Annotated in this window: 20 protein-coding genes and 1 riboswitch; of the genes, 9 read left to right on the plus strand and 11 right to left on the minus strand. The window is 69.3% G+C overall.

The window, feature by feature from the left end:
• The first annotated feature begins 17 nt into the window (after positions 1-17).
• On the plus strand, positions 18-1,037 hold the full coding sequence (locus A7A76_RS08520; RefSeq protein WP_206410797.1) for an alpha/beta fold hydrolase: 1,020 nt from the start codon (positions 18-20) through the stop codon (positions 1,035-1,037).
• Here the strand turns inward: A7A76_RS08520 and A7A76_RS08525 are convergent.
• From A7A76_RS08525 to A7A76_RS08535, 3 genes are read right to left on the minus strand one after another with little or no spacing between them, the layout of a single operon-like run.
• The gene (locus A7A76_RS08525) at positions 1,034-3,232 is read right to left on the minus strand and encodes an alpha-ketoglutarate-dependent dioxygenase AlkB (protein ID WP_206410798.1); all 2,199 of its coding nucleotides are present in this window, start codon (positions 3,230-3,232) and stop codon (positions 1,034-1,036) included. The two genes, A7A76_RS08520 and A7A76_RS08525, sit on opposite strands and share 4 nt — an antisense overlap.
• A gap of 11 nt (positions 3,233-3,243) precedes the next feature.
• Entirely contained in the window at positions 3,244-4,350 is a 1,107-nt protein-coding gene (locus A7A76_RS08530; RefSeq protein ID WP_206410799.1) for an AAA family ATPase, read from the minus strand.
• Complete coding sequence (locus A7A76_RS08535; RefSeq protein ID WP_206410800.1) at positions 4,347-5,192, minus strand: hypothetical protein; 846 nt, start codon at positions 5,190-5,192, stop codon at positions 4,347-4,349. Before A7A76_RS08535 ends, A7A76_RS08530 begins: the two co-directional genes overlap by 4 nt.
• Positions 5,193-6,104: 912 nt before the next feature.
• Here A7A76_RS08535 and A7A76_RS26040 point away from each other — a divergent pair.
• On the plus strand, positions 6,105-8,117 hold the full coding sequence (locus tag A7A76_RS26040) for a glycosyl hydrolase family 18 protein (RefSeq protein WP_343225303.1): 2,013 nt from the start codon (positions 6,105-6,107) through the stop codon (positions 8,115-8,117).
• Positions 8,118-8,453: 336 nt separating this feature from the next.
• On the opposite strand, the gene A7A76_RS08545 is transcribed toward A7A76_RS26040, so the two are convergent.
• The 5 genes from A7A76_RS08545 to metX form a co-directional block, all read right to left on the minus strand.
• Positions 8,454-8,960 (minus strand): hypothetical protein, encoded by a 507-nt coding sequence (locus A7A76_RS08545; RefSeq protein WP_206410801.1) that lies wholly within the window; start codon positions 8,958-8,960, stop codon positions 8,454-8,456.
• Between the two features lie 46 nt (positions 8,961-9,006).
• Positions 9,007-10,215 (minus strand): DUF3089 domain-containing protein, encoded by a 1,209-nt coding sequence (locus tag A7A76_RS08550; RefSeq protein ID WP_206410802.1) that lies wholly within the window; start codon positions 10,213-10,215, stop codon positions 9,007-9,009.
• Between the two features lie 218 nt (positions 10,216-10,433).
• Entirely contained in the window at positions 10,434-11,594 is a 1,161-nt protein-coding gene (locus A7A76_RS08555) for a homoserine dehydrogenase (protein ID WP_206410803.1), read from the minus strand.
• The gene (locus A7A76_RS08560) at positions 11,591-12,802 is read right to left on the minus strand and encodes an O-succinylhomoserine (thiol)-lyase (protein ID WP_206410804.1); all 1,212 of its coding nucleotides are present in this window, start codon (positions 12,800-12,802) and stop codon (positions 11,591-11,593) included. The genes A7A76_RS08555 and A7A76_RS08560 overlap by 4 nt, the downstream gene beginning before the upstream one ends.
• 26 nt (positions 12,803-12,828) lie before the next feature.
• Entirely contained in the window at positions 12,829-13,887 is a 1,059-nt protein-coding gene (gene metX, locus A7A76_RS08565) for a homoserine O-succinyltransferase MetX (protein ID WP_241200818.1), read from the minus strand.
• A gap of 69 nt (positions 13,888-13,956) precedes the next feature.
• Positions 13,957-14,092, minus strand: a riboswitch (SAM riboswitch).
• A 140-nt stretch (positions 14,093-14,232) separates the two neighbouring features.
• Here metX and A7A76_RS08570 point away from each other — a divergent pair.
• From A7A76_RS08570 to A7A76_RS08595, 7 genes are all read left to right on the plus strand, one after another.
• The gene (locus A7A76_RS08570; RefSeq protein ID WP_206410805.1) at positions 14,233-15,333 is read left to right on the plus strand and encodes a phytase; all 1,101 of its coding nucleotides are present in this window, start codon (positions 14,233-14,235) and stop codon (positions 15,331-15,333) included.
• A gap of 73 nt (positions 15,334-15,406) precedes the next feature.
• Positions 15,407-16,366, plus strand: a complete 960-nt coding sequence (locus A7A76_RS08575; protein ID WP_206410806.1) for a peptidoglycan DD-metalloendopeptidase family protein — start codon at positions 15,407-15,409, stop codon at positions 16,364-16,366.
• Positions 16,367-16,556: 190 nt separating this feature from the next.
• On the plus strand, positions 16,557-18,161 hold the full coding sequence (locus tag A7A76_RS08580; protein ID WP_206410807.1) for a peptide chain release factor 3: 1,605 nt from the start codon (positions 16,557-16,559) through the stop codon (positions 18,159-18,161).
• 5 nt (positions 18,162-18,166) lie between these two features.
• Entirely contained in the window at positions 18,167-18,655 is a 489-nt protein-coding gene (locus A7A76_RS08585; protein WP_206410808.1) for a hypothetical protein, read from the plus strand.
• 222 nt (positions 18,656-18,877) lie between these two features.
• A complete protein-coding gene (locus tag A7A76_RS25850) occupies positions 18,878-19,000 on the plus strand; it encodes a hypothetical protein (RefSeq protein ID WP_277425800.1) in 123 nt (40 codons plus the stop codon).
• 86 nt (positions 19,001-19,086) lie between these two features.
• Positions 19,087-19,764, plus strand: coding sequence for a PAQR family membrane homeostasis protein TrhA (gene trhA / locus A7A76_RS08590; RefSeq protein WP_206410809.1), 678 nt, complete (start codon positions 19,087-19,089; stop codon positions 19,762-19,764).
• 127 nt (positions 19,765-19,891) lie between these two features.
• The gene (locus A7A76_RS08595) at positions 19,892-21,868 is read left to right on the plus strand and encodes an AsmA family protein (protein WP_206410810.1); all 1,977 of its coding nucleotides are present in this window, start codon (positions 19,892-19,894) and stop codon (positions 21,866-21,868) included.
• 477 nt (positions 21,869-22,345) lie between these two features.
• Here A7A76_RS08595 and A7A76_RS08600 read toward each other — a convergent pair whose 3' ends face one another.
• The 3 genes from A7A76_RS08600 to mtgA form a co-directional block, all read right to left on the minus strand.
• Positions 22,346-22,774: a CBS domain-containing protein gene (locus tag A7A76_RS08600; protein WP_206410811.1), complete on the minus strand. Its 429-nt coding sequence runs from the start codon at positions 22,772-22,774 to the stop codon at positions 22,346-22,348.
• The gene (locus tag A7A76_RS08605; RefSeq protein WP_206410812.1) at positions 22,734-23,777 is read right to left on the minus strand and encodes a glycosyltransferase family 2 protein; all 1,044 of its coding nucleotides are present in this window, start codon (positions 23,775-23,777) and stop codon (positions 22,734-22,736) included. Before A7A76_RS08605 ends, A7A76_RS08600 begins: the two co-directional genes overlap by 41 nt.
• 49 nt (positions 23,778-23,826) lie before the next feature.
• Positions 23,827-24,565 (minus strand): monofunctional biosynthetic peptidoglycan transglycosylase (gene mtgA / locus A7A76_RS08610; protein WP_241200819.1); only part of this gene is annotated, 739 nt, incomplete at its 5' end.

A 24,565-nucleotide genomic window follows, 5' to 3' on the forward strand; every position in this document is an offset into this window, starting at 1 on the left:
CCCGCCGAGGCCACGCCATGCGCCCGACCGCCGCGCTCCTGTCCTGCCTGCTGTCCGCCGCCGCTTTCGCTGCCGGCTCGCAGCCGTCCACGCCGCGTTACGGCGCCGAGCTGGAAGGCTTCGACTATCCCTATCCGGTGCAGCGCTACCGCTTCGGCTCGCAGGGCGAGGCGGTGCAGATGGCCTACCTCGACGTGCGCCCCGAGCGGCCCAACGGCCGCACCGTGGTGTTGCTGCACGGCAAGAACTTCTGCGCGGCGACCTGGGAGTCGGCCATCGCCGCGCTGCGCGACGCCGGTTACCGGGTGGTCGCGCCCGACCAGCTCGGCTTCTGCAAATCCAGCAAGCCCGCCCATCACCAATACAGCCTGCACGAGCTGGCCGCCAACACCCATGCCCTGCTCGCTTCGCTGGGCATCGAGCGCGCCAGCATCGTCGGCCACTCGATGGGCGGCATGCTCGCCGCGCGCTACGCGCTGATGTACCCGCACGCCGCGCAGCGCCTGCTGCTGGTCAACCCGATCGGCCTGGAAGACTGGAAAGCCCTCGGCGTGCCGTGGCGCAGCGTCGACGAGAACTACGCGCGCGAACTCAAGACCACGGCCGCGACGATCCGCAAGTATCAGCAAGAGGTCTACTACAGCGGTCAGTGGAAGCCCGAATACCAGCGCTGGGTCGACATGCTCGCCGGGCTCTACGCCGGCCCCGGCCGCGAGCGCGTGGCCTGGAACCAGGCGCTGACCTCGGAGATGGTGTTCGTCCAGCCGGTCGTGCACGAGTTCGCCCGCCTGCGCGTGCCGACCACCTTGTTCATCGGCCAGCGCGACCGCACCGCGATCAACCGCGACCTCGCCGACGACGCGCTCAAGGCCCGGCTCGGGCTATATCCCGAACTCGGCCGCGCTGCCGCAAAGGCGATTCCCGGCGCCAAGCTGGTCGAATTCGACGATCTGGGTCATTCGCCGCAGGTCGAAGCGCCGTCGCGCTTCAATACCGAGCTATTGCGGGCGTTGTCGGCCGATCCGGCGCTGCGCTAATCGTGCTCGATCGCCACTTTGCGGAAAGTCAGCGAGACCCGGCGATGACGCACTACGCCGCCTTCTTTCTTGCGTTTGGGAATTTCATGCGTCCACTGCGTGCGCGCTGGCCCATCCAGCACCACCGCGCTGTAGCGAGGCAGATCGAGTTCGATTTTCCTCTTGCCCGGCCCCTTGAACACCATCGCCCAGGTTTCGCACAGGCTCACCGTCACGATGGGTCCCACGAAACAGCTGAGGCAATCCTTATGAGCCGATATACCCTGGTTTTCGATGTATTCGTTGACGATGACCTGATCCGGCATGCGGCCGATCAACTTGCCGTCGACCAACTTCTTGCCCAGGCGCTGCGCCCAGTCCGGCAACGGTCCGAGGTAAGCCTCCGGCTCGATCTTGCGTTTGCCGTAGTCGTACTTCCAGCCGTAGTGCTGCACACGGCGCTTGAGCTCGTCCAGCCACGGTTCGGCATCGATCAACGCAAGGATATGGCGCTCCTCGTCCTCCTCGATGAACCGCTGCATGATCGTCAGGCCGGGCGGCTTGTCCGCATAAGCATCGCCCGCTGGCTCGGCCACCCGCCGTCCGCCACCGGAGGCCGGCTTGGCGCGCGTATCGGGCTTCGCAACTGGTTCGTCGGCCTCCAGTTCGATCATGCCGGGCGGATCCGGCAACCGTGCCGCGATGCTGCCGTTCAAGATCCAGGCGCGAAAACGTTGCGCATCGAACTCTTGCGCCAACATGTCCGCGGGCGCCAACAGCAAATCCACTTCGCCGGTGACGACGAGCGCGCCGTCGACCAAGCGCAAGCTGCCGCTCCCCGCGGTTTCGATACGCCGATCGCGAAGCGCGAGTTTTCGCCGCAAGCCTCCCGGGTCGTGCTCATTGACCAAGGCCAACGCGGCCTGCCGCACTACAGGGTCAGACAGATCCGCCCGGTACCAGCCGCCGCGCGAGCTGGTCCGACGCGCCGCCAAAGGCTCGTCGCCCGCCAAAAGACGCATGCGCTCGTCCACGGTCCAGTGAAAGCGATCCGCGGGCGCATTCCACCACATCGCCGCATCACGCTCGCGATCGGCATCATCGGCAAATTGCCAGACGCGCAGCGCCAAAGCACGACGCAATGCGGAAGAGCCGCGGAAGCCCAGAGGAAGATCGCGATACCCGGTGATGATTCCGGCCAAGGTCGCGCCAGTCCACCACACCGCTGGCGGCATTGCGGGCAAATCGTCCTTCCAGGTCTCGAATCGCTCCACGCCCGGTCGCAGCAACACCAATTGCAGCACCAGCCCCAACGGATCCGCGATACCTAAAGAGGGGTCGATCGACCGTTGGTCGGCAAGGATTTCCTGCGTACGTACGCGCAGTTCGTCGAAATGCGCTCGCTGCTGCGGTGCGATGCGTTCGCCGATCGCCTGGAGAATTTCGTGCGGATTCCAACGCTCGCGAAGCCGTGCCGCGCCGAACACCGCCAACATCGCCGCCCACAACGAATCCGCCTGCACGCAGCCGCCGCGTCGCCAAGGCACGTCACGCCACCAAGGCATCGCCGCCAACGCCTGCTCGGGCCATTCGTCCTCGGCCCGGGAAAGGCTCGCGCAGAGCAGATCGAACCATGGATCGGTCGTCGGCACGGCCCGGGTTGCCATCGCCACGGCGCCGCGCAGGGCATCCCAGTCAGGCGGCGGCCGCAACTGCGTCGGCGGTTTCACCGGATCCGCGCGGGGCGCACGCACGTCCAGGGTACGAACGTGGATCGGCTGCTCCGGCGCGCCGACATTGCTCAATCCCTTGGCCAGTGCGACCAGACGCACTGCATCGGTATCGGTGGAAACGGCGAACGACTCCACCGCAAACAGCGGCAGCGGCCCCGGCCACAGCACTTCGACATCGTCGCGATCCAGATTGGCCAACGACTCGTCGAGCCAGATGCCATCGCGCAATATGGACACCGGCAATGCCGCCAAACGGCTCGGGTCGAACCAGACCGTTACCGTTATCCGGCCTTCGACCTCCTGGCCGCAGGGCCAGCCGACGCCAAGCTGGACCGAGTCCGTATCCGGGGTCAGCGGCCACCATTCATCGGCCAGAAATCCGAGCCAGGTGCGATGGTCCATCACCACGCCCAAACGAACCGACGACGCCTTGCCCTTCCCCCGAGCCGACTGCTCGCGATCCGTCGAAGGCAGCAGGCTCATTTGGGGGTCGTTCATCGCTGGAGCAGGTCGGGGCCAGGCAAGTCGGATAGTTTATCGGACGACAGCGGTTCGGGCCCGTCGACGAGGGTCAACCTGTCGCGCGCTCTTGCGCACAGCATATACATTCGCCGGGCGTCCGCCACGTCCGCCGCGGGCAGGGAGCGCTCCAGGTCCTGCAGGAAGACGGTATCGAACTCCAGCCCGATGGCGGACTCGCCCGTCAAAACCGTGATGCCGGGATCCATGGTCCGGATACGCTGGTAACCCAGGGGTGCTGCGCTGGTGTACGCCTCCACCCGAACATGCGGCTCGACCAAGGCCCTGAGGCGCGCGGCCATCGAAGTGACCTCGTCCATACGCCGAACGATCACCCCGACGCAATCGCCGCGGTTGTCGAAGTGCACATCGACCATGGTTGCCAGCGCGTCCATATTCGGCGCCCTGATCAAACGCGGCAGGCTGCCGCTGGAGGGCCGCGAGACCATCGCCGGCGGCACCTGCGCATCGCGATGGAAATGCTCGGCCACGCGGGCGATTTCCGGGGTGTTGCGCAGGTTAAGCGACAGTTGGAACGGCCCGGAGCCAAGGCACTGGTAAATTTCGCGGACGCTTGCGCGCCCATCGCTGGTGGTCTGGTTTTCGTCGGCGAATACGGTGACGACCTTGGCGACGAAGCGCACCATCCACTCGAAGAACGGGGCAGGCAGATTCTGGCCCTCGTCGATCAGCACATGCTCGATATCCGGCTGGATGCCGCGCGCATCGTATTCGGCGATGATCCGGTCCCAATCGTAGTGGTACGGCGTCGGTTCGGGTGCATAGCGGCCGATGGTGTCGTTGTGGTGCTTGGATACGAACTGGTTCATGGTCGAGGCGCTGAAACCCTCGTCGCCGCCGATCGCTTCGCGCGCCAACTGGCCCGCCAACCCGACCAGCAGCTTGTTGCGGGTGATCACCTGGACCGCGAGCCCGGTATTGACGATGAAATTGGCGCGCATCACCGCCAGGGTAGTCTTGCCCGAGCCCGGCGGACCGATCACGAACAGATGCCGGTCATGCGGATACTCGTAAACGCTCAGCTGTTCGGGCGTCAGATCGCCCAGTTTCGGCAGCTTCATCGGTCGTCTCCAATCTTCATCACGTCCTGTTTGGGCCGGTGGAACAACGCGTAGGAGATCTCCACAACCGATTTGTCGGTGTCCGTGAAAGGCTCTTTTTCTTCGTGAACCAGGCCGAATCCCTGTGCGGCCAGCGCTTTCCTGAAAACCGGCCAATTGCGGTTGGCATACGCGTTCGCGCTGTTGATATGCAAAATGGTTTGAGGGCCCGGCCCGGCGCGGTCCAGCGCTGCGGCGATCTGCTTGGCCAGTTCGGCCGGATCCACCGTCTGACTGGAAAGCAGGTAGCACACCACCGCCAGCGAATGCCCCCAGTTGCGCTTGTCGAATTGCGCAGACTCCAGGCTGTCGAAGAACGAAGCGCGCGTTTGCGGATGCAGGCCGCCGGCGTGCGCGGCGCCGCGGAAGAGCTCTTCGGCCAATCGCCGCATCGAGCTGGCGCGATCGATACCGTAATAACGAAACGGCGCACCGGCGCCGACGACGCTCGCATACGCCAGTCCTGCAGTGCACGGGCCGCAACCGATGTCGATGAGATTCGCGACCGAAGGGCCGTCGGGCGAAAGCAGTTCGAAGGCGTGACGCAACTCGTCCAGATGACGGGGCTGGTTGAACATCGCATAGAGCAAAGCGCGATCGTCGCCGCTCAGAACCAGCGTTTGCCCGTCGACGCTCAATGCGCGGGAGGCGTCGAAGTCGGCCTGCCCGCTGTCGATGGCGTCCTTGAACACGCGGTGTTTCGGACATCCCAGCGGCTTTGCGGCGCCGGTACGCGGATCGCTGGCGATGCGTCCATGCACTCGCGTGTCGAGCAATGCGTTGAGCCATGCCGCCAGCTTCATAAAAGTCCTTTTTTGTTTGTCCTGCGCATCCCGGCCGGCGCGATCGCTCCGGTCGTACCGGTGCGCCCGATCGGCCGTGGCAGCGGGCCAAGACTAGGCCGCTCCTGCAGGCGCAACAAGTAGCCGTTGCTCAAAATCGGACATCAAAAAAGAAACTCCACAAATAATGCTTTTCATATCCACACAACCGCGCAACAAGACTGATGACGGCACGAGTTGCGCAGATTTTTTCCGCTGATTCCTTTTCAAAACGCTGGGTGCGCGTTTGGCTAGCGGAACTTGCATCCTTGCGCCCGAAACCGAACCAGACTCCCAATAGCGCAATACATTGACTTGCCTACGAATCGAGATGTCCACAGGACATCGACACAAGTCACTGTTTTTACTCATCATCTTGCGCCACCACTCGCTGCGCCGCAGCAAATCGCGCCATTTCGCGCAAACGTTGTCACGAGGTTCTGTGAACCAGCGCGCAAAGCCTCGGACGATTGGTTGACAACGTTGTCACGCGCGGCCAGTTTCCCCATCCGAACGGCGCGCCGATCGGTTCGTTGGCAGGGCCGTCGGAGGGATCGCACGCGCAACACCGCACGCCACCGCGGCCCGGCCGCACTCGCTGAAGGCATTCGCTGACAACCAAGGACTCTCGCGCATGGCCGGCCTATCGCACCGGTCCAGCCGCTTCGGGCGGCGGTGCGCCGCAACACCGCTACACCCCACGACGGCGCGACGACGCCGATCGACGAGGAGGCCCGAGCCTCCCATGCAATCGGAAGGTTCGACGACCTTCCTTCGACACGGGCGGGAAATCGCCGCCGGCCGCGCGCGGCCGGCGAAGTCTTGACTATGCATCGGGAGAGAGGAAGCACCATGAGACACGCACGGTCCGCCAACCTGCTGTTGCTGACCGGCATGCTCGCCGCGTCGTCGATGTCGACGGCGTGGGCGCAAGCCGCCTGCACCGGCGTTCCCGCCTGGAACGCCTCCACCATCTACGCCGCCGGCGACAAGCTGACCTACCAGAACCGCCTGTACCAAGCCAACGGGCCGATCTGGAACACGCCGCCGACCTACTGCCCGAGCTGCAACTACTACGCCGACCTGGGCGCCTGCAGCACCGGCCCGGTCAACCAGCCGCCGACGGTCAGCCTGACCTCGCCGAGCAACGGCGCCAGCTACAACGCCGGCGCCAACATCGCCGTCAGCGCCAACGCCGCCGACAGCGACGGTTCCGTCGCCAGCGTCGAATTCTTCCGCGGCACGACCTCGCTCGGCGTCGACACCACCGCGCCCTACAGCGTGACCTGGAACAACGCCACCGCCGGCAGCCACAGCTTCACCGCCGTGGCCAAGGACAACCAGAACGCGACCACCACCTCGTCCGCGGTCAGCATCACCGTCAACGGCGGCTCCAGCGACACCACCCCGCCGAGCGTGCCCGGCGGCCTGGCCTCGCCGTCGCAGACCTCCAACAGCGTGGCGCTGAGCTGGAACGCCTCCACCGACAACGCCGGCGGCAGCGGCGTGGCCGGCTACGACGTGTACCGCAACGGCAGCCTCGCCGGCTCGCCGACCACCACCACCTACACCGTCTCCGGCCTGAGCCCGAGCACCAGCTACAGCTTCACCGTGCGCGCGCGCGACAACGCCGGCAACGCCTCGGCGCAGAGCGCGTCGATCAGCGCCACCACCAAGCCGGGCGGCACCGGCGGCAACAAGCACAAGATCGGCTACTTCGCCCAGTGGGGCATCTACGGTCGCAACTACCGGGTCAAGAACATCGACACCTCCGGTTCGGCGGCGAAGATCACCCACATCAACTACGCCTTCGGCAACGTGCGCAACAACCGTTGCGAAGTCGGCGTGACCATTCCGTCGGATCCGAACACCGGCGCCGGCGGCGACGCGTTCGCCGATTACACCAAGGCCTTCCAGGCCGGCGAGAGCGTCAGCGGCGCGTCCGACACCTGGGATCAGCCGCTGCGCGGCAACTGGAACCAGCTCAAGCAGCTCAAGGCCAAGTACCCGGGCCTGAAGGTGCTGATCTCGCTCGGCGGCTGGACCTGGTCGCGCGGCTTCTCCAGCGCGGCGCGTCCTGAAAACCGCCAGGCCTTCGTCGCCTCGTGCGTCGACGCCTACATCAAGGGCAACATTCCGGTCACCGACGGCGCCGGCGGCGTCGGCGCGGCGGCGGGCGTGTTCGACGGCATCGACATCGACTGGGAATACCCGGTGGCCTGCGGCATCGAGTGCGGCAAGCCGGAAGACAACGCCAACTTCACCGCGCTGCTGGCCGAGTTCCGCCGCCAGCTCAACGCGGTGCGTCCGGGCCTGCTGCTCACGGTCGCGGTCGGCGCCGGCGTCGACAAGATCCGCGTGACCGATCCGGGCGCGTACCATCAGTACCTGGACTTCATCAACGTGATGACCTACGACTTCCACGGCGCGTGGGATCCCAAGACCGGCCATCACTCGGCGCTGTACGCCTCGCCGAACGATCCGTCCACCGGCGACCAGAAGCTGTACAACTCCAACGACGCGATCCAGGCCTTCCTCAGCCGCGGCGTGCCGGCGTCCAAGCTCAACCTGGGCATCGGCTTCTACGGCCGCGGCTGGACCGGCGTGCAGAACGTCGCCAACGGCCTGTACCAGAACGGCACCGCGGCGCCGGGCACCTACGAGGCCGGCATCGAAGACTACAAGGTGCTCAAGAACAAGCCGGGCACGATCTACACCGACGCCACCGCCCGCGCCACCTGGAAGTACGACGGCAGCACCTTCTGGAGCTACGACTCGCCGCAGCTGATCAACGAGAAGATGCAGTACGTCAAGGCGCAGAACCTCGGCGGCGCGTTCTTCTGGGAGTTCAGCGGCGACGACGCGACCGGCAGCCTGGCCACCGCGATCGACGACGGCCTGAAGTGATCCGTCTCTAGCGTCTGCTGCAGCCCCTCTCCCGCGTGCGGGAGAGGGGTCGGGACGAAGGCCGCCGCGCCCTCGCCCGCACCGTTCGCTTGAAACGCTTCAGGGCGTTTCGAAGTCCAAGTTTTGCAAAGCCTCGGCGAGCGATACGCCGGAGCGATCTGCAGCGGAGCGCCGGTCATCCCCCCGATCGGCGCTCCGATTTCGTTTTTGCGGCTGCGCGTTCGCGCCCGAGCGCGGAAAGGATCGAACGCGAACGTGCGCGCCGATGCGCGGTCGGCATCGGATCAGCAAGCCTGTATCGATGCGCCGCCGACGGCGGCGCCCAACGCGGCGGGATCACTCCACCGGCCGCCACACCCATGTGCCGCCGCGCCCGGGCACACGCCGCATCTGCGCCGGCATCACGTGCAGCACTTCCAGCACCAGGATTTCGGGCAGGTCTTCGATCCGGTCGACGCTGTCCTGATGCTCCGCCGGCAGTTCGAACCCGACGCTGCGCTCCCGGTCCAGGTACAGGAACCCGTCGTCCAGCGACATCGCCGCGAGCAAGGCGCTGGACGCGCCGGCGATCAGCTCGCGCACGCTCAGGCCAGGGCCGATGTACCCGAACAGGCGGCCGCGATAGCCGGCCAGCGCGGCCAGATCGACCACGGCGAAGTCGCAGTTGTCGACGATCAGCAGCAGCGCGTCGTCGATGCGCACGCAGGTGTAGCGCGGATCCAGCGCGAGCCATTGGCGCACTTGGTGGCGCTGTTCCAGTTCGACCACGCGCGCCAGCGCCGACTCGCCCAGGGCGAAGCCGCCGAGGCTGCGGCCGGGAACGATGTCGGCGTCGAGATCCATCGCAGCAACGCTCCTTGCATCCGCGACCTTCGCCGCGCAGACGCGCTCAGCGCGGGCGCGCCGGCTTCCTCGGCCTGGCCTTGGGCGCGACCGCAGCGGCCGCGGCCGGCGCGGCGCCGGCGCGATGGCCGAAGGCGGCGACGCGCTGCGCGGCATTGGCGCGGATGTCCATGTAGAACAGCTGGTAATCGTTGACGTGCTGGTCGCCGCCGAACCACCACTGCCGCCATTCGCCGTCCGGCAGCGTGGTCTGCAGCAGGCCGTCGTCGTCGCAGCGCGCGCTCACCCGCCGCGGCTGCGGCTCCGGCAGCGGCCGGTTGCGCTCGGCGTGCAGCGCGCCCAGGTGCGCGGACAGCGGGCTGGACGCCTGGTCGGCGCGCCAGGTCACCGGGTTCACGCACAGCAGCGACGGCCGCTCGAGGGTGCGGAAGCCGCCGGGATACCACGCCCGCACCCGCTCGAAACGCTTGGGCCGCTCGCCCGGCTCGAATGCGCCGGCCTCGACCGCGTTGTAGAACACCGCGCAGCCGGTCTGCTCCGGGCTCGCGCACAACGCGACACCGGGCACGGTTTCCGCCAACGCGTCGCGCGGCACCGGCGCGCCGATCAGGTAGGCGGCGACCAGGCGCTTGCGCAGGGCCGGGTCTGAGCCGCGGTCCGACATCAGCTCGGAGATCAGGCGCAAGCCGTGGCCGCTGCCCTGGCTGTGCGCGGCGATGATGAAGGGCCGCCCGTGCGACCACTGCGCCAGGAACGCGTCGAACGCCGCGCGCACATCGCGATAGGCCAGGTCCAGCGCCTTGTCGCGGTCGCCGTCGGACGCCGACAAATAGCCGTTGAGCGTCATCTGCCGGTACTGCGGCGCGTAGATCCGGCCGACGTCGTTGAACGCGCTGGCCTGCGCGCGCAGGGTGAACTCGGTGCCGCGGTTGGCGTCTTCGTCGTCGAGCGGCTGGTTCCAGCCGGCGCGGCTGAAGTACGTGGTGGGATGGATGTAGAACACATCCACCGAGGCGTCGGCCTGGCGGTTGCGCATGCCGATCGGGGTGGCGTCGGCGCCGTCGCGCTTGTCCGGCAGCGAGGCCCAGTAGCGCGCGTCGCGATAGTCCGGCGCGGCCGGTTCGGGCGTGCGGTCGAATTCGCGCTTGGGGTCCAGCACCATCCGCTTCACCGGTGCGACCACGTGCTGCATCGGGCTGCAGCCCGCGGCGCACGCCAATGCGACCATCACCAGCCAACCTGCGCCGCTCTTCATGCCCACCTGCCCGTGTCGGAATGCCGGTGCGGCCGGAACGATTCCGGCCGGCCCGCGCGGCATTCTAGGCCGAGCGCGCCGCTGCTGTCGGCCGGTTTCCACCGATTATGTGGTGCCGGCATGTAGCCGCTGCGTCGTAGCGAATCGCAGTTTGTAACAAAGGGTGACCGCGCGCAGATCGGCGGCGTGCGCCGTGGCAGGACCCGGTTGCGCCGGGCTCAACCCACCAGCCGCAACACATCGTCGAGCAGGCCGGCGGCGGTGACCTCGGCGCCGGCGCCGGGGCCCTGGATCGCCAGCGGCTGGGCGCGGTAACGGTCGGACCAGATCGCGACCTTGTTGTCGGTGCCGGCGCCGGCGGCCAGCGGATGATCGCCCGGCAGCGACTGCAGGCCGACCCGGGCGGCGACACGGCCGTTCGCGCCGTTGCCGTCGTCGACGCGCTCCAGGCGGGCGATGAAGCGCAGCTTCTCGCCGTTCTTGTAGGCCTGCGCATAGCGTTCGCGCAGCGGCGCGTCGAGCGCGGGCAACGCGGCGTCGACGCCTTCGCGGCTGAGGATCGCCAGTTCCGGCGGCACCAGCGAGGCGACCTCGACCTCGCCCGCGTCCAGCGCCACGCCGGCCGCGCGTGCCAGGATCAGCAGCTTGCGCCGCACGTCTTCGCCGGACAGGTCGTCGCGCGGGTCCGGCTCGGTGTAGCCGGCGTCGCGCGCCTGCCGCACCAGCGCCGAGAACGGGCGCATGCCGTCGTAATGATTGAACAGCCACGCCAGCGAACCCGACAACACGCCGGCGATGGCGTGGATGCGGTCGCCGCCGGCCTGCAGCTCGCGCAGGCTGCGCAGCAGCGGCAAACCCGCGCCGACCGTGGCGCTGTCACCATAGCCCGCGCCGCCGGCCGCGCAGGCCTCGCGGATCGCGCGCCAGCGCGCCAGCGAGGTGCCCTGGCCGATCTTGCACGCGGTGACCACGTGGATGCCCTGCGCCAACCACTGCGCATGGCGCTCGGCCACCGCTTCGCTGGCGGTGGCGTCGATCACCACGCGCGCGCCCGAGCCGCCGGACAGCACCTCGGCCACCGCATCGAGCGAACTGCTGCGATCGGCCGCGGCCAGCGCGCTGGCCGCGTGCTCGGGCACGATCCCGTCCGCATCGGCCGTGGCGCGGCGCGAATTGGCCACGTGCACCAGGCGCAGGCGCTCGCCGAGCGGCGTTCCGCGCCAGCCGCCCAACCGCGCCAGCACCGCGCCGCCGACCGTGCCGGTGCCGAGCAAGGCCACCCGCGCAGGCGCCGCGCCGACCGTTGGGGAGGGACGCGGCGCCGGCGCCTGCGCGACGGCCTGGTGCTCGTGCAAAGCGCTGGCGGCGACGGCGCTCATCGTTTCGCGCGCGCCGCCGTCGCCACCGCCGCGCTGGCGCGGTCGAGGGCGGCCTGGAGATCGGCGATCAGGTCGTCGACGTGTTCGATGCCGACCGACAGGCGCAGCAGGCCGTCGCCGATGCCGGCGGCGGCGCGCGCTTCGGCCGACATCGCCGCGTGGGTCATGGTGGCCGGATGCGCGACCAGGCTCTCCACGCCGCCGAGCGATTCGGCCAGGGTGAAGCAGGTCAGCCCGTCGACGAACGCGCGCACGGCATCGACGCCGCCGTCGATCTCGACGCTGAGCATCGCGCCGAAGCCCTTCTGCTGGCGCGCGGCCAGGGCGTGGCCCGGGTGCGAGGCCAGGCCCGGGTAATGGACCACGCGCACCGCCGGGTGGGCGTCGAGCAGTTCGGCGATGGCCTGGGTGTTCTCCTGGTGCACGCGCAGGCGCGCGTCGAGCGTGCGCAGGCCGCGCAGGGTCAGGAAGGCGTCGAACGGCGAGCCGGTCAGGCCGAGCGCGTTGGCCCACCAGATCAGCTGCTGGTGGTGCTCGGCGCTCTTGGCCACCACCGCGCCGCCGACCACGTCGCTGTGGCCGTTGATGTACTTGGTGGTCGAATGCACGACCAGGTCGGCGCCGAACGCGATCGGCCGCTGCAGCGCCGGCGACAGGAAGGTGTTGTCGACCACCGTCAGCGCGCCCTTGGCCTGCGCGGCCTCGATCACGAAGCGCAGGTCGGTGATGCGCAGCAGCGGGTTGGACGGGGTTTCGATCCAGACCACGGCCGGCTCGGTCGCCAGCGCTTCGGTCAGCGAGCGCGGGTCGGTCAGGTCGGCGGTGATCAGCTCGAACGCGCCCTTGGCGGCCAGCGCGTTGAACAGCCGCCAGCTGCCGCCGTAGCCGTCGTGCGGCACCACGATGCGGTCGCCGGGCTTGAGGAAGGCGTGCAGCACCAGGGTGATGGCGGACATGCCGGTGGAGGTGATCACGCCGCCGGCGCCGCCTTCGAGTTCGGCCAGCGCTTCGCCGAGCAGGTCGCGGGTCGGGTTGCCGCTGCGGGTGTAGTCGTACTGACGCTTGTCGTTGAAGCCGGCGAAGCTGAAGTTCGACGACAGCACGATCGGCGGGGTCACCGCGCCGTAGGCGGCGTCGCGGTCGATGCCGGCGCGCACGGCGGCGGTACAGGCGTTGCGGGTCTGGGTCTGGATGCTGTCGTTGCTCACGTGGGCCGCTCCGTAAAAGTGAATGCTCAGGCGGCCGCCGACGTACAGTCGGCCAACGCTTCGCGAAGAATGGTGTCGATCTGGGACTGTTCTTTCAGGCAGGCGTCGTGGCCGTAGATCGAGCGCAGCACGCGCAGGCGGGTTTCGCCGCGCAGGCGTTCGACCAGGTCGTAGGACTCGCTCAGCGGAATCAGGCGGTCTTCGCTGACCGCGACCACGGTGACCGGCACGCGGATCGCGGCCGGGTCGAGCTGCTGCAGGTCGATCGATTCGGACAGGCGCAGGAACGCGGTCGGCGAGGTGCGGGCGACGTACTTGTTGCCGCAGTGGTCGAGATAGTCCTCGGCGTCGACGCGCACGCGGCCGTCGACCACCTGCGCGGCGCCGAAGCGCTCGGCGAATTCTTCCGGAGTGCGGTAGCTCAGCACCGCCAGTTCGCGCGCCAGCGCCAGGCCCTGGGCCTCGTCGCACTGCAGCGCGCCCAGCGCGACCGCGCGGCGCTGCAGCGCGCGCCAGGCGGCGGCGTAGGGATGGGCGCGGTGGGTGCCGCTGATCGAGACCAGCGCGTCGAGCCGCTGCGGATGGCGCGCGGCGAACTGCAGGCCGACCATCGCGCCGTAGGAATAGCCGACGAAGGCCTGCAGGCGTTCGATCCGCAGCGCGTCGAGCAGCGCGGCGACCGCGTCGGCCTGGTCGGCCGGGTCGATGGCGACGTCGAGCGCGCCGTCGGCGCCGATCCAGTCGAACGAGACCAGGCAGTGGCGCGAGGGATCCAGCGAGCGGCCGGCGCCGACCTGGCTTTCCCACCAGCCGCCTTCGCCGAACTCGCGGCTCGGCGCCAGATGGCGGTGCGCGGAGATGCCGCCGGCGACGAACAGCGCCGGCAGCGTGCGCTCGCCCTGGATCTCGTAGCGCAGGCGCAGCGCGCGGCGGCCGGCGTGGCGCAGGTCGAGTTCGACCGCGATCTCGCCGCGCACGGCGCCGGGCCGCGCGGACGGCGCACGTTCGAACGCGGCGGCGGACGCGGCATAGGCGGCGTAGGAATCGTGGCGTTCGGTGACGGCGGTGTTCGGGGCGAAGCTCATGGCGGGCATCCGTGAAGTGAACGGGCCACCGAGCTGCAAGTCGCGCACGCGCTGCGGGGCGCGTGTTCGCAACCATCTTCCGACCGTCGCCTCGACGCCTGAAAGGCGCGGGCGGGCCGCAGGAATTGGCACCTTCGCGCAGCTTGCGCTGCGTTGGGTTGCCCCGGCTTCTAAGGGCCTGTCCCTCAGCCGGTCTCGATGGATGGGCACAGTCTGCCGAGCGCATGGAGGCGTGTCAATCGCTTCATCCGCATATAGCGATTTATTATTTAGCGCCCACCCGGACGCGGCCGCCGGCCTCCGCCTGCCGCGCGCTTGTCGTCGGCGCCGCATACACTTGCGCCGATGAACAGCCGCCTCGCCGTCGTTTTCCTCGCCTGCGCCCTGCTCGGCGCCTGCGCCTCGGCGCCGCCGCGCGCGCCCGAAGCGCGCCGCGTGCTCGCGCCGCCGGCCGGGACGCTGACCCTGCCCGAACGCTTCGTGTCCGCGCCCAGCCCGCAGGACGAGCTGGATTCGCTGGCTACCTGGCCCGCCGCCGACGGCTCGACCTGGCTGATCGCCAGCGCCAAATCCAGCCACCGCCTGGCCGTGTACGACGCCGACAGCGGCAAGCGCCTGCGCGAAGCCGGCGGCAAGGGCGAGGCCCTGGGCCAGTTCAAGCGCCCCAACGGCCTGGCGGTGTTCGGCGACTACCTGTTCGTGGCCGAACGCGACAACCACCGCGTGCAAGTGCTGCGCCTGCCCGAGCTGACGCCGCTGGGCAGCTTCGGCGAAGCGCAGCTGCGCAGTCCCTACGGCCTGTGGCTCAACGAGACCGCGCCGGGCGAGCTGGAGGTCTACGTCACCGACAACTTCATGTACGGCGCAAAGTTCGACCAGGTGCCGGCGCTGAACGAACTCGACCAGCGCGTACGCCGCTACCGCCTGCGCTTCGACGAGGCCGACCGCATGAGCAGCGAATACCTGGGCGCGTTCGGCGACACCAGCGACGCGGCCGCGCTGCGCATCGTCGAATCCATCGCCGGCGACGCCGCCGGCGACCGCCTGCTGATCGCCGACGAAGACCTCAGCCGCGCCTCGACCCTGCGCGAATACACCCTGGCCGGCCGCTACACCGGCCGCGCGGTGGCGGCGGGCAGCTTCCAGGCCCAGGCCGAGGGCGTGGCGCTGTGGAACTGCGCACACGGCGCCGGCTACTGGATCGCGGTCGACCAGCTCGACCCGCAGACCGTGTTCCATGTGTTCGAACGCGACAGCCTGCGCCGGGTCGGCAGCTTCCGCGGCGAGGCGACCGCGCACACCGACGGCATCGCCGTGCACGCCGCGGCGACCCGCGCCTTCCCCTACGGCGCGCTGTACGCGGTCGACGACGACCGCGCGGTGGCCGCCTTCGACCTGGGCGATGTGGCCCGCGCCCTGCAACTGCAGGCGGACTGCCTCGACTGAACCGCCGCGACCGCCTCGACCCGGACCGTCCCGGCTAGGATGCCCCCGACTGGCCCCCGCCTTCCGCCGACCCATGCCGCGCCCGACCTCCTCCCGCCTCCGCCCCGCCGTCGCCGCCGTCCTCGCCGCCGCGCTCGCGCTCGCCGCCGCCGGCGCGCAGGCCGGCAAGCTGTACCGCTGGACCGACCGCAACGGCGTGACCCACTACGGCGACCGCGCGCCCAGCCAGGCCACGGCCGCCGCCGCGGGCGCCGCCGAGGTCAAGGTGATCCCGTTCCGCTCCGAGCCCAGTTCGATCGCGCGCCTGCGCGTGCAGCAGGACGGCGACCGCTACCTGGCCTGGGCCGACAACACCCTGGCCGGGCCGATCGAGGTGCGGCTGGACTTCAACCACAGCAACAACATCATCGGCAGTCCGCTGCTGCCGGCCAGCGCGACCCTGGACCCGCGCGGCAGCGCGGTCATCAGCGTGCTCAGCGCGCAAGACCCCGGCCGCGGCGGCGATTTCGAACTGAGCATGCGCTCGGTGCCCGGCGACCCGCGCGCGCGGCCGCAGAACGTCGAATACCTGCTGCCGCTGCGCCAGCAGCAGTTCCGCATCGACCAGGGCTACGGCGGCCATTTCAGCCACAGCGAGCCCGAACACCGCTACGCCCTGGACTTCGCCGCCGACATCGGCACCCCGGTGCTGGCCGCGCGCGACGGCACGGTGATGCAGGTCGAGTCCGATTTCGACAAGGCCGGGCTGAACCTGGAAAAGTTCGGCGACCGCGCCAACTTCGTGCGCATCCTGCACGACGACGGGACGATGGCCCTGTACGCCCACCTCAAGGGCGACGACGGGGTGATGGTGCGGGTCGGCCAGCGCGTGCGCGCCGGCCAGCAGATCGGCCTGTCGGGCAACACCGGCTTCAGCACCGGCCCGCACCTGCACTTCACCGTGCAGGTCAACCGCGGCATGCGCCTGGAATCGATCCCGTTCCGCATGACCGGCCCGCAAGGCCCCCTGCGCCTGTCCGGCGGCGGCCGCTAACGCCCCGAAGCTCTCCTGTAGGAGCGACGCGAGTCGCGACCGCGGGGCTTCAATCTCGTGCCGGCCGCCGCAAGTCGCGGTCGCGACTCGCGTCGCTCCTACAAGGGCCTCCCCCCGGCACCCGCCCGGCCGGCAGGTATAATCCCCGCCCTCTCCTGCCTACCCGACGCGCCCCGGGCGCGCCGTTCCCATGTCCGAAGTCACCCAGCAAGCCCTGCGCCGCCGCACCTTCGCGATCATTTCGCACCCCGACGCCGGCAAGACCACCCTGACCGAAAAGCTGCTGCTGTTCGGCGGCGCGATCCAGATGGCCGGCTCGGTCAAGGGCCGCAAGGCCGCGCGCCATGCGACGTCCGACTGGATGGCGCTGGAAAAGGAGCGCGGCATCTCGGTCACCTCCTCGGTGATGCAGTTCCCCTACGAAGACCGCATCGTCAACCTGCTCGACACCCCGGGGCACGCCGACTTCGGCGAGGACACCTACCGCGTGCTGACCGCGGTGGACTCGGCGCTGATGGTGATCGACGTGGCCAAGGGCGTGGAGGAACGCACGATCAAGCTGATGGAGGTGTGCCGCCTGCGCGACACCCCGATCATGACCTTCATCAACAAGCTCGACCGCGAAGGCAAGAACCCGATCGACCTGCTCGACGAAGTCGAGAGCGTGCTCGGTATCCAGTGCGCGCCGATCACTTGGCCGATCGGCATGGGCCAGCGCCTCAAGGGCGTGGTCCACCTGCTCACCGGCGAGGTGCACCTGTACGAGCAGGGCCGCAACTTCACCCGCCAGGACTCGACCATCTTCGCCTCGATCGACGACCCGGCCCTGGCCGCGCGCATCGGCGAGAACATGCTGGCCGAACTGCGCGAAGAGCTCGAACTGGTCGAAGGCGCCTCGCACCCGTTCGACAAGGACAAATACCTGGCCGGCGAACAGACCCCGGTGTTCTTCGGCTCGGCGGTCAACAACTTCGGCGTGCAGCTGCTGCTGGACTTCTTCGTCGAGCACGCGCCCGCGCCCAAGCCGCGCGAGACCACCGGCCGCGAGATCCAGCCGACCGAAGACAAGCTCACCGGCTTCGTGTTCAAGATCCAGGCCAACATGGACCCGCAGCACCGCGACCGGGTCGCGTTCATGCGCATCTGCTCGGGCAAGTTCAGCGCCGGCATGAAGGCCTTCCACGCGCGCACCGGCAAGGAGATCAAGCTGGCCAACGCGCTGACCTTCATGGCCAGCGACCGCGAGATCGCCGAGAGCGCTTACCCCGGCGACGTCATCGGCATCCACAACCACGGCACCATCTCGATCGGCGACAGCTTCAGCGAAGGCGAGAACCTGTCGTTCACCGGCATCCCCAACTTCGCTCCGGAACTGTTCCGCCGCGCGCGCCTGCGCGACCCGCTCAAGCTCAAGCAGCTGCAGAAGGGCCTGGCGCAGTTGTCGGAAGAAGGCGCGACCCAGTTCTTCCGCCCGCTGATGAGCAACGACCTGATCCTCGGCGCGGTCGGCGTGCTGCAGTTCGACGTGGTCGCCTATCGGCTGAAGGACGAGTACGGCGTCGACGCCAGCTTCGAGCAGGTCAGCGTCGCCACCGCGCGCTGGATCCGCTGCGCCGATGCCAGGAAGCTCGAAGAATTCCGCGAGAAGAACGCGATGAACCTGGCCGTGGACGCGGCCGGCGAACTGGTCTACCTGGCGCCGACCCGGGTCAACCTGCAGCTGGCGCAGGAACGCTCGCCGGGCGTGCAGTTCCTGGCCACGCGCGAGCACGCCCACGCGGTCGCGCTCGACTGAGGCCGATGTCGCGCCTGCGCCAATGGTGGCTGTACCTGTTGAGCAAGCGCAGCGAAGTCGCCGCGCTCGACTACAAGGACGCTTACATGGGCAAGGTGATCATGGACATCCATCGCCTGCGCAGCGACAAGGCGCAGGCGCGGGTGCCGCTGCGCGCGCTGCAGCCGATCCACCGCATCGACCGCGAATCGGCATTGCAGGCCACCCGCGCGCGGGCGCAGGCGCTGGCCGCGCGCCGCGACGAACTGCTCGCGCGCGGCGCGCTCGACCTGGCCGCGCTGAACGAGATCATCCCCTCGGTCTCGCAGATCAAGGTCGTCGCCGACGGCGCGCGCTGGCTCGCCTTCGAAGGCAACGGCCGCCTGTACGCCATGCGCGAGGCCTTCGGCGAGGACTGCGCGCTGCCGGTGGAAGTGGAGGAATACCGCTTCGCCCAGCCGCACAAGATCCAGCGCCGGCTGCGGCGGATCCGCCGGCTCAATGCGCTGGAGTAAGCCCGCCGCCGCGGCCGGATCGCGCCGCGCCTGCGCGATCGCCCTGTAGGAGCGGCGCAAGCCGCGACGGCGGAGCTACCGCTCGCGTCGAAGCCTCCGCCGTAGCCCGACTGTCGCGGTCGCAGCTCGCGCAGCTCCTACAGTGGGCGATCGCCGCAATCCGAAGCCAGCGCCGATACGACCCGGCCCGGGGGCCTGGGCTCGCCGCTGTTCGCACCGGTGTTGCTGCCGTTCGCGCTGCTGCACCGGGATCGCGCCCGGACGCCGTTCCTGTCGAACCTGGCCGGGCTCGCCACCGCCACCGCCAGCGTGTTCATGGACGCCGCAGTGCCCGCCGACGGGTGAATCCGCGACGCCGCGCACTTAACCCCAGCGGTCGATTCGCCGCGGCAGTGAGCATTTGCTCCACGGCGCGCTAGGATGCTCGAACCATGACCGCCGCCCACGCCCCCGCACACGGCGACCACTCGATCCGCGAGGAAATCGCCAACGCCCTCACCCACGGTCTCGGCGCCACCGCCGCGCTGGCCGGCGGGTCGGTGATGATCACCCTGGCCGCGCTGTACGGCGACGCCTGGCAATTGGGCAGCGCGATCGTGTTCGGCGTCAGCCTGTTGCTGCTGTATATCGCCTCCACGCTCTATCACGCGATCCAGCACCCCATCGCCAAGGGCCGGCTGAAGGTGTTCGACCATTGCGCGATCTACCTGCTGATCGCCGGCACCTACACCCCGTTCACCCTGATCGGCCTGCGCGGGCCGTGGGGCTGGGGCCTGTTCGCGGCGATCTGGGCGCTGGCGCTGGCCGGGATCGTGTTCAAGCTGTTCTACACCGGCCGCTTCAAGCTGCTGTCCACCGCGATCTACATCGCGATGGGCTGGCTGGTGATCGTGGCGGCCAAGCCGCTGCTGGCCGCGCTCGATGCCTGGACGCTCGGCTGGCTGCTCGCCGGCGGCCTGTGCTACACCCTGGGCACGGTGTTCTACCACCGCCCTTCGCTGAAGTATTCGCACGCGATCTGGCATCTGTTCGTGATCGCCGGCAGCGTCTGCCATTACGTCTCGGTGCTGTCGCAGGTGGTGCCCACGCCCGAGGCGATGACGGCCTGAACGCCGCACGCCGCGTCCACCGCGCGTTCACCCACGCTTTACCGCGCCCTGGCGATGGTGGGGCCACCGTAGCGACCAGGCCCCTGCGCGGGCCGGCCTTTGATGCGGCCGTCCGCCTGCTCTCGCGATGAACTCCGCTTCCGCCCCCTCAGAATCTGCCGTCCCGGACTCCGTCGCCTCCGCGCCGGCGCGCGCCTGGCCGCGCCGGCATCCCTGGCTGAGCGCGCTGGCCCTGTTCGCGCTGGCGCTGGCGGCGCTGATCGCGCTGTGGGACTGGAACTGGTTCAAGGGCCCGATCGAGCGCCAGGTCGAAGCGCGCACCGGGCGCAAGCTGCAGATCGGCGGCAATCTCGACGTCGACCTGGGACGGGTGCCGGTGATCCGCGCCGACGCGCTGAGCTTCGCCAACGCGCCCTGGGCCCAGCAGCCGCTGATGGCCAGCGCGCAGCGGCTGGAACTGGCGATCGAACTGTGGCCGCTGCTCAAGGGCGACATCCGCATCCCCGACATCCGCCTGAGCCAGCCGCGCGTGTACCTGCAAAGCGACCGCGAACACGGCGGCAACTGGGTGTTCGACAGCGGCGGCGGCGGCGAGCTGCCGACGTTCCGGCGCATCTGGATCGACGACGGCCGCCTGGAGTTCCTCGACCCGGCCGACAAGACCGACATCCGCCTGGACATCGCCAGCCGCCAGCCCAGGCGCGAAGACGCCGCGCCGCCGGTCGACGTGGCCGGCAAGGGCCGCTGGAAGAGCAACGCCTTCACCCTCGAAGGCCGCGCCGAGTCGCCGCTGGAATTGCGCGACACGAGCAATCCCTACCGGCTGAACCTGCGCGCCGCCGCCGGCGCCACCCGCGCCCACGCCCGCGGCGAACTGGTCGACCCGTTCCACCTGCGCAACTTCGATCTGCAGTTCGCGCTCAGCGGCAAGAACCTCGCCGATCTGTATCCGCTGATCGGCGTGGCGATCCCGCCGACGCCGCCGTACGCGCTCGACGGCCGCCTGCGCCGCAGCGATGCGCTGTGGCGCTACGACGGCTTCACCGGCAAGGTCGGCGACAGCGACCTGGCCGGCAACGCCAGCGTCGACGTCGCCGGCAAGCGCCCGTACCTGCGCGCCGACCTGGTCTCCAAGCGCCTGGACTTCGACGACCTCGCCGGCTTCGTCGGCGCCGCGCCCGAGCAGGGCCGCGGCGAAAGCACCAATCCCGAACTGGCCGCGCAGCACGCGCGCCAGGACGCCAGCGCGCGGCTGCTGCCGGACACGCCGTACCATCTGGAAAAGCTGCGCTCGATGGACGCCGACGTGAAGCTCAAGGCCGCGCGCATCGAAGCGCCGGGCTGGCCGCTGGACGACATGCAGGCGCGGCTGCTGCTCGAAGACGGCCTGCTCAAGCTCGATCCGCTGAACTTCGGCGTCGCCGACGGCGACATCCGCGCCACCGTCGCCATGGACGCGCGCGCCGCGACCCTGCGCACCCGCGCCGACATCCGCGCCCAGCGCCTGACCCTGGCCAAGCTGATGCCGACGGTGAAGCTGGGCCAGGACGCGATCGGCAAGGTCGGCGGCCGCATCGCGCTCAGCGGCAGCGGCAACTCCATCGCCAAGATGCTCGGCGGCAGCGACGGCAGCGTCGCCGTCGGCATGGGCCAGGGCCAGATCAGCAACCTGCTGATGGAATTCACCGGCATCGACGTGGCCGAAATCCTCAAGTTCAAGCTGGTCGGCGACCACAAGATCCCGATCCGCTGCGGCTTCGGCGATTTCGCGGTGCGCGACGGCGTGATGACGGCCAAGGCGCTGGCCTTCGACACCAGCGATACCGTGCTGATCGGCAGCGGCACGATCGACCTGAACCAGGAAAAACTCGACCTGACCATCCGCCCGCGGCCCAAGGACCGCAGCCTGCTGGCGCTGCGCACGCCGCTGCTGGTGAACGGCACGTTCAAGAACCCCAACGCGCGCCCCGACTACAAGCGCCTGGGCCTGCGCGGCGCGGCGGCGCTGGCGCTCGGCGCGATCGCGCCGCCCGCGGCGTTGCTGGCGACGCTGGAGTTGGGCCCGGGCAAGGACACCGGTTGCGCGCAGCATGTGGTGAATTGAGCGGCGGGCGAGGCCTTCGGGGAAACCGGCTTTCGTCGCAACCGATGTGTCGCGGTCGCGGCTTGCGCCGCTCCTACAGGGTCTGCGGCCAGTTTCGTATCCGGCTGCAGGAGCGGCGCAAGCCGCGACCGCGCCGATACGACAACGACGCCACGCCACGACGCCCTGCTGCCGGCCGCTGCGCTCTCTACCCCGCTGCCATCCCCGCGAAGGCGGGGATCCAAAGGCTTCAGCGCCATGCCTCGATAAAGCCCTGGATGCCCGCCTTCGCGGGCATGACGGTAGGTGGGTTTCGCGGCGATTCTCCCCAGCCGTCATCCCCGCGAAGGCGGGGATCCAGAGACTTCAGAGTCCTGCCTCGATAAAGCCCCTGGATGCCCGCCTTCGCGGGCATGACGGTAGATAGGTCTCGCTCCCGATCCGGCTACGACGCAACCGCCCGAGCTCAACTGGCGCCCGACCTCAACTGGCGCGACCTCAACTGGCGATATAGCGCTGCAACTGATCCAGCTCCACCCGCTGATCCTCGATCACCGCCTTGACCAGATCGCCGATCGAGACCACGCCGACCACCTGCCCGCCTTCCAGCACCGGCAGATGGCGGATGCGCCGATCGGTGACCAGTTGCATGCAGTGTTCGGCGGAGTCGCCCAGATTCACGCTGATCACCTGCGCGGTCATGATGTCGCGCACCGGCGTGTCCGCCGACGAGCGCCCCTGCAGCACGATCTTGCGCGCGTAATCGCGCTCGGACAGGATCCCGGCCAGGCGCGCGCCGTCCATCACCAACACCGCGCCGATGCGTTTTTCCGCCATCAGCCGTATCGCGTCGATCACCGGCGCGTCGGGACCGATCGCGAAGACCTCAGCGGTCTTCGCCTCCAACAACTGTCTGACTGTGCGCACGACCGTCTCCTTCCGCGAACGTGGGGAACGTAGAGATCGCTTTCCGGGCCGAGGATACTCCCGCCGCCGGCTGCCAGGTGTCGACGAGATATAAAGGCCGGCGCTTGGATTCCTCGTACAGCCGGCCCAGGTATTCGCCGATCAGGCCCAGCGCGATCAGCTGCACCCCGCCCAGGAACAGGATCACCGCCATCATCGTCGGCCAGCCCTGCACCGGGTCGCCGAACAGCAGCGCCTTGAGCACCACCTTGAGCGCGAAGGCGAACGCCAGCGCCGCGGTGGCCAGGCCCAGATAGGTCGCCAGCCGCAGCGGCGCGGTCGAGAAGCTGGTGATGCCCTCCAGGGCCAGGTTCCACAGCCGCCAGAAGTTGAACTTGCTGCGCCCGGCCACGCGCGCGCCGCGGTGGTAGGGCAGCGCGACGCGGTGGTAGCCGACCCAGCCGAACAGGCCCTTCATGAACCGGTGGCGCTCGCGCAGCTGCCGCAGCGCGGCCAGCGCGCGCGGCGAGAGCAGGCGGAAGTCGCCGGTGTCGGCCGGGATCGGGGTGCGCGAGAGCCGCCCGATCACCCGGTAGAAGGCGTGCGCGGTGGAGCGCTTGAGCCAGCCCTCGCCTTCGCGCTCCAGGCGGGTGCCGTAGACGTCGTCGAAGCCTTCGCGCCACTTGGCCACGAACTGCGGGATCAGCTCCGGCGGATCCTGGCCGTCGGCGTCGAGGATCAGCGCCGCGCCGGTCTCGACCAAGTCCAGGCCGGCGGTCAGCGCCGCCTCCTTGCCGAAATTGCGCGACAGCCGCAGCAGCCCCACCCGCGGATCGGCCGCGGCGAAGGACTGCAGGATGCTCCAGGTGGCGTCGCCGCTGCCGTCGTCGACGTACAGCACCTGGCCGTCGACGCCGTCGGCGGCCAGCGCGTCCAGCGCCGCGGCGATGCGCGGCTGCAGCAGCGGCAGGCTCTGCGCCTCGTCGAAGGCGGCCAAAACGACGGTGACGCGTTCGCGGTCCATGCCGCGAATAGTAGCGGCGGCGGCGGTCGCGGGCACGGCCGCGGCGGCCTCATTCGATCTGCTTGAGATAGCCGTCGCCGCCGATGTTGCGCATCTGCCGCTGGATCGCCGCCGCGCGCCGCTGCACGTACGGCCCCGGCTTGGCGATGCTGTAGCGCTTGGGATTGGGCAGCACCGCGGCCATGCGCGCGGCCTCGCCGGGGCCGAGCCGGCCGGCGTCCTTGCCGAAATACGTGCGCGCGGCGGCCTGCGCGCCGTACACGCCGTCGCCGAACTCGGCGATGTTGGCGTAGACCTCCATGATCCGGTGCTTCGGCCACAGCGTCTCGATCAGCAGCGTGTACCAGGCCTCCAGGCCCTTGCGCGCCCAGCTGCGCCCGCCCCACAGGAACAGGTTCTTGGCGGTCTGCTGGCTGATCGTGCTGCCGCCGCGGACATTGCGCCCGCGCTCGTTGTTCTTGCGCGCCTTCTCGATCGCGGCCAGGTCGAAGCCGTAGTGATCGGCGAATTTCTGGTCCTCGGACGCCACCAGCGCCACCGGCAGGTCGGCGGAGATCTCGTCCAGGTCGCGCCAGTCGTGGGCCAGGCGGAAGCCGAAATCGCCCTCGCCCCAGGCCTCGAACTGGCGGATCAGCATGAACGCCGAGAACGGCGGGTCGATGAAGCGCAGCGCCGCCACCTGCAGGGTCGAGGCCAGCGCGAACAGGAACGGCAGCGCGATCAGCCAGCGCAGCCAGCGCCGCGCGCGGCGCGGCGGCGGCGCGGCGGCAGCGGCCGGCGCGGCGGGG

It is taken from the genome of Lysobacter enzymogenes (assembly GCF_017168095.1).
GTDB classification, from domain to species: domain Bacteria; phylum Pseudomonadota; class Gammaproteobacteria; order Xanthomonadales; family Xanthomonadaceae; genus Lysobacter; species Lysobacter enzymogenes_D.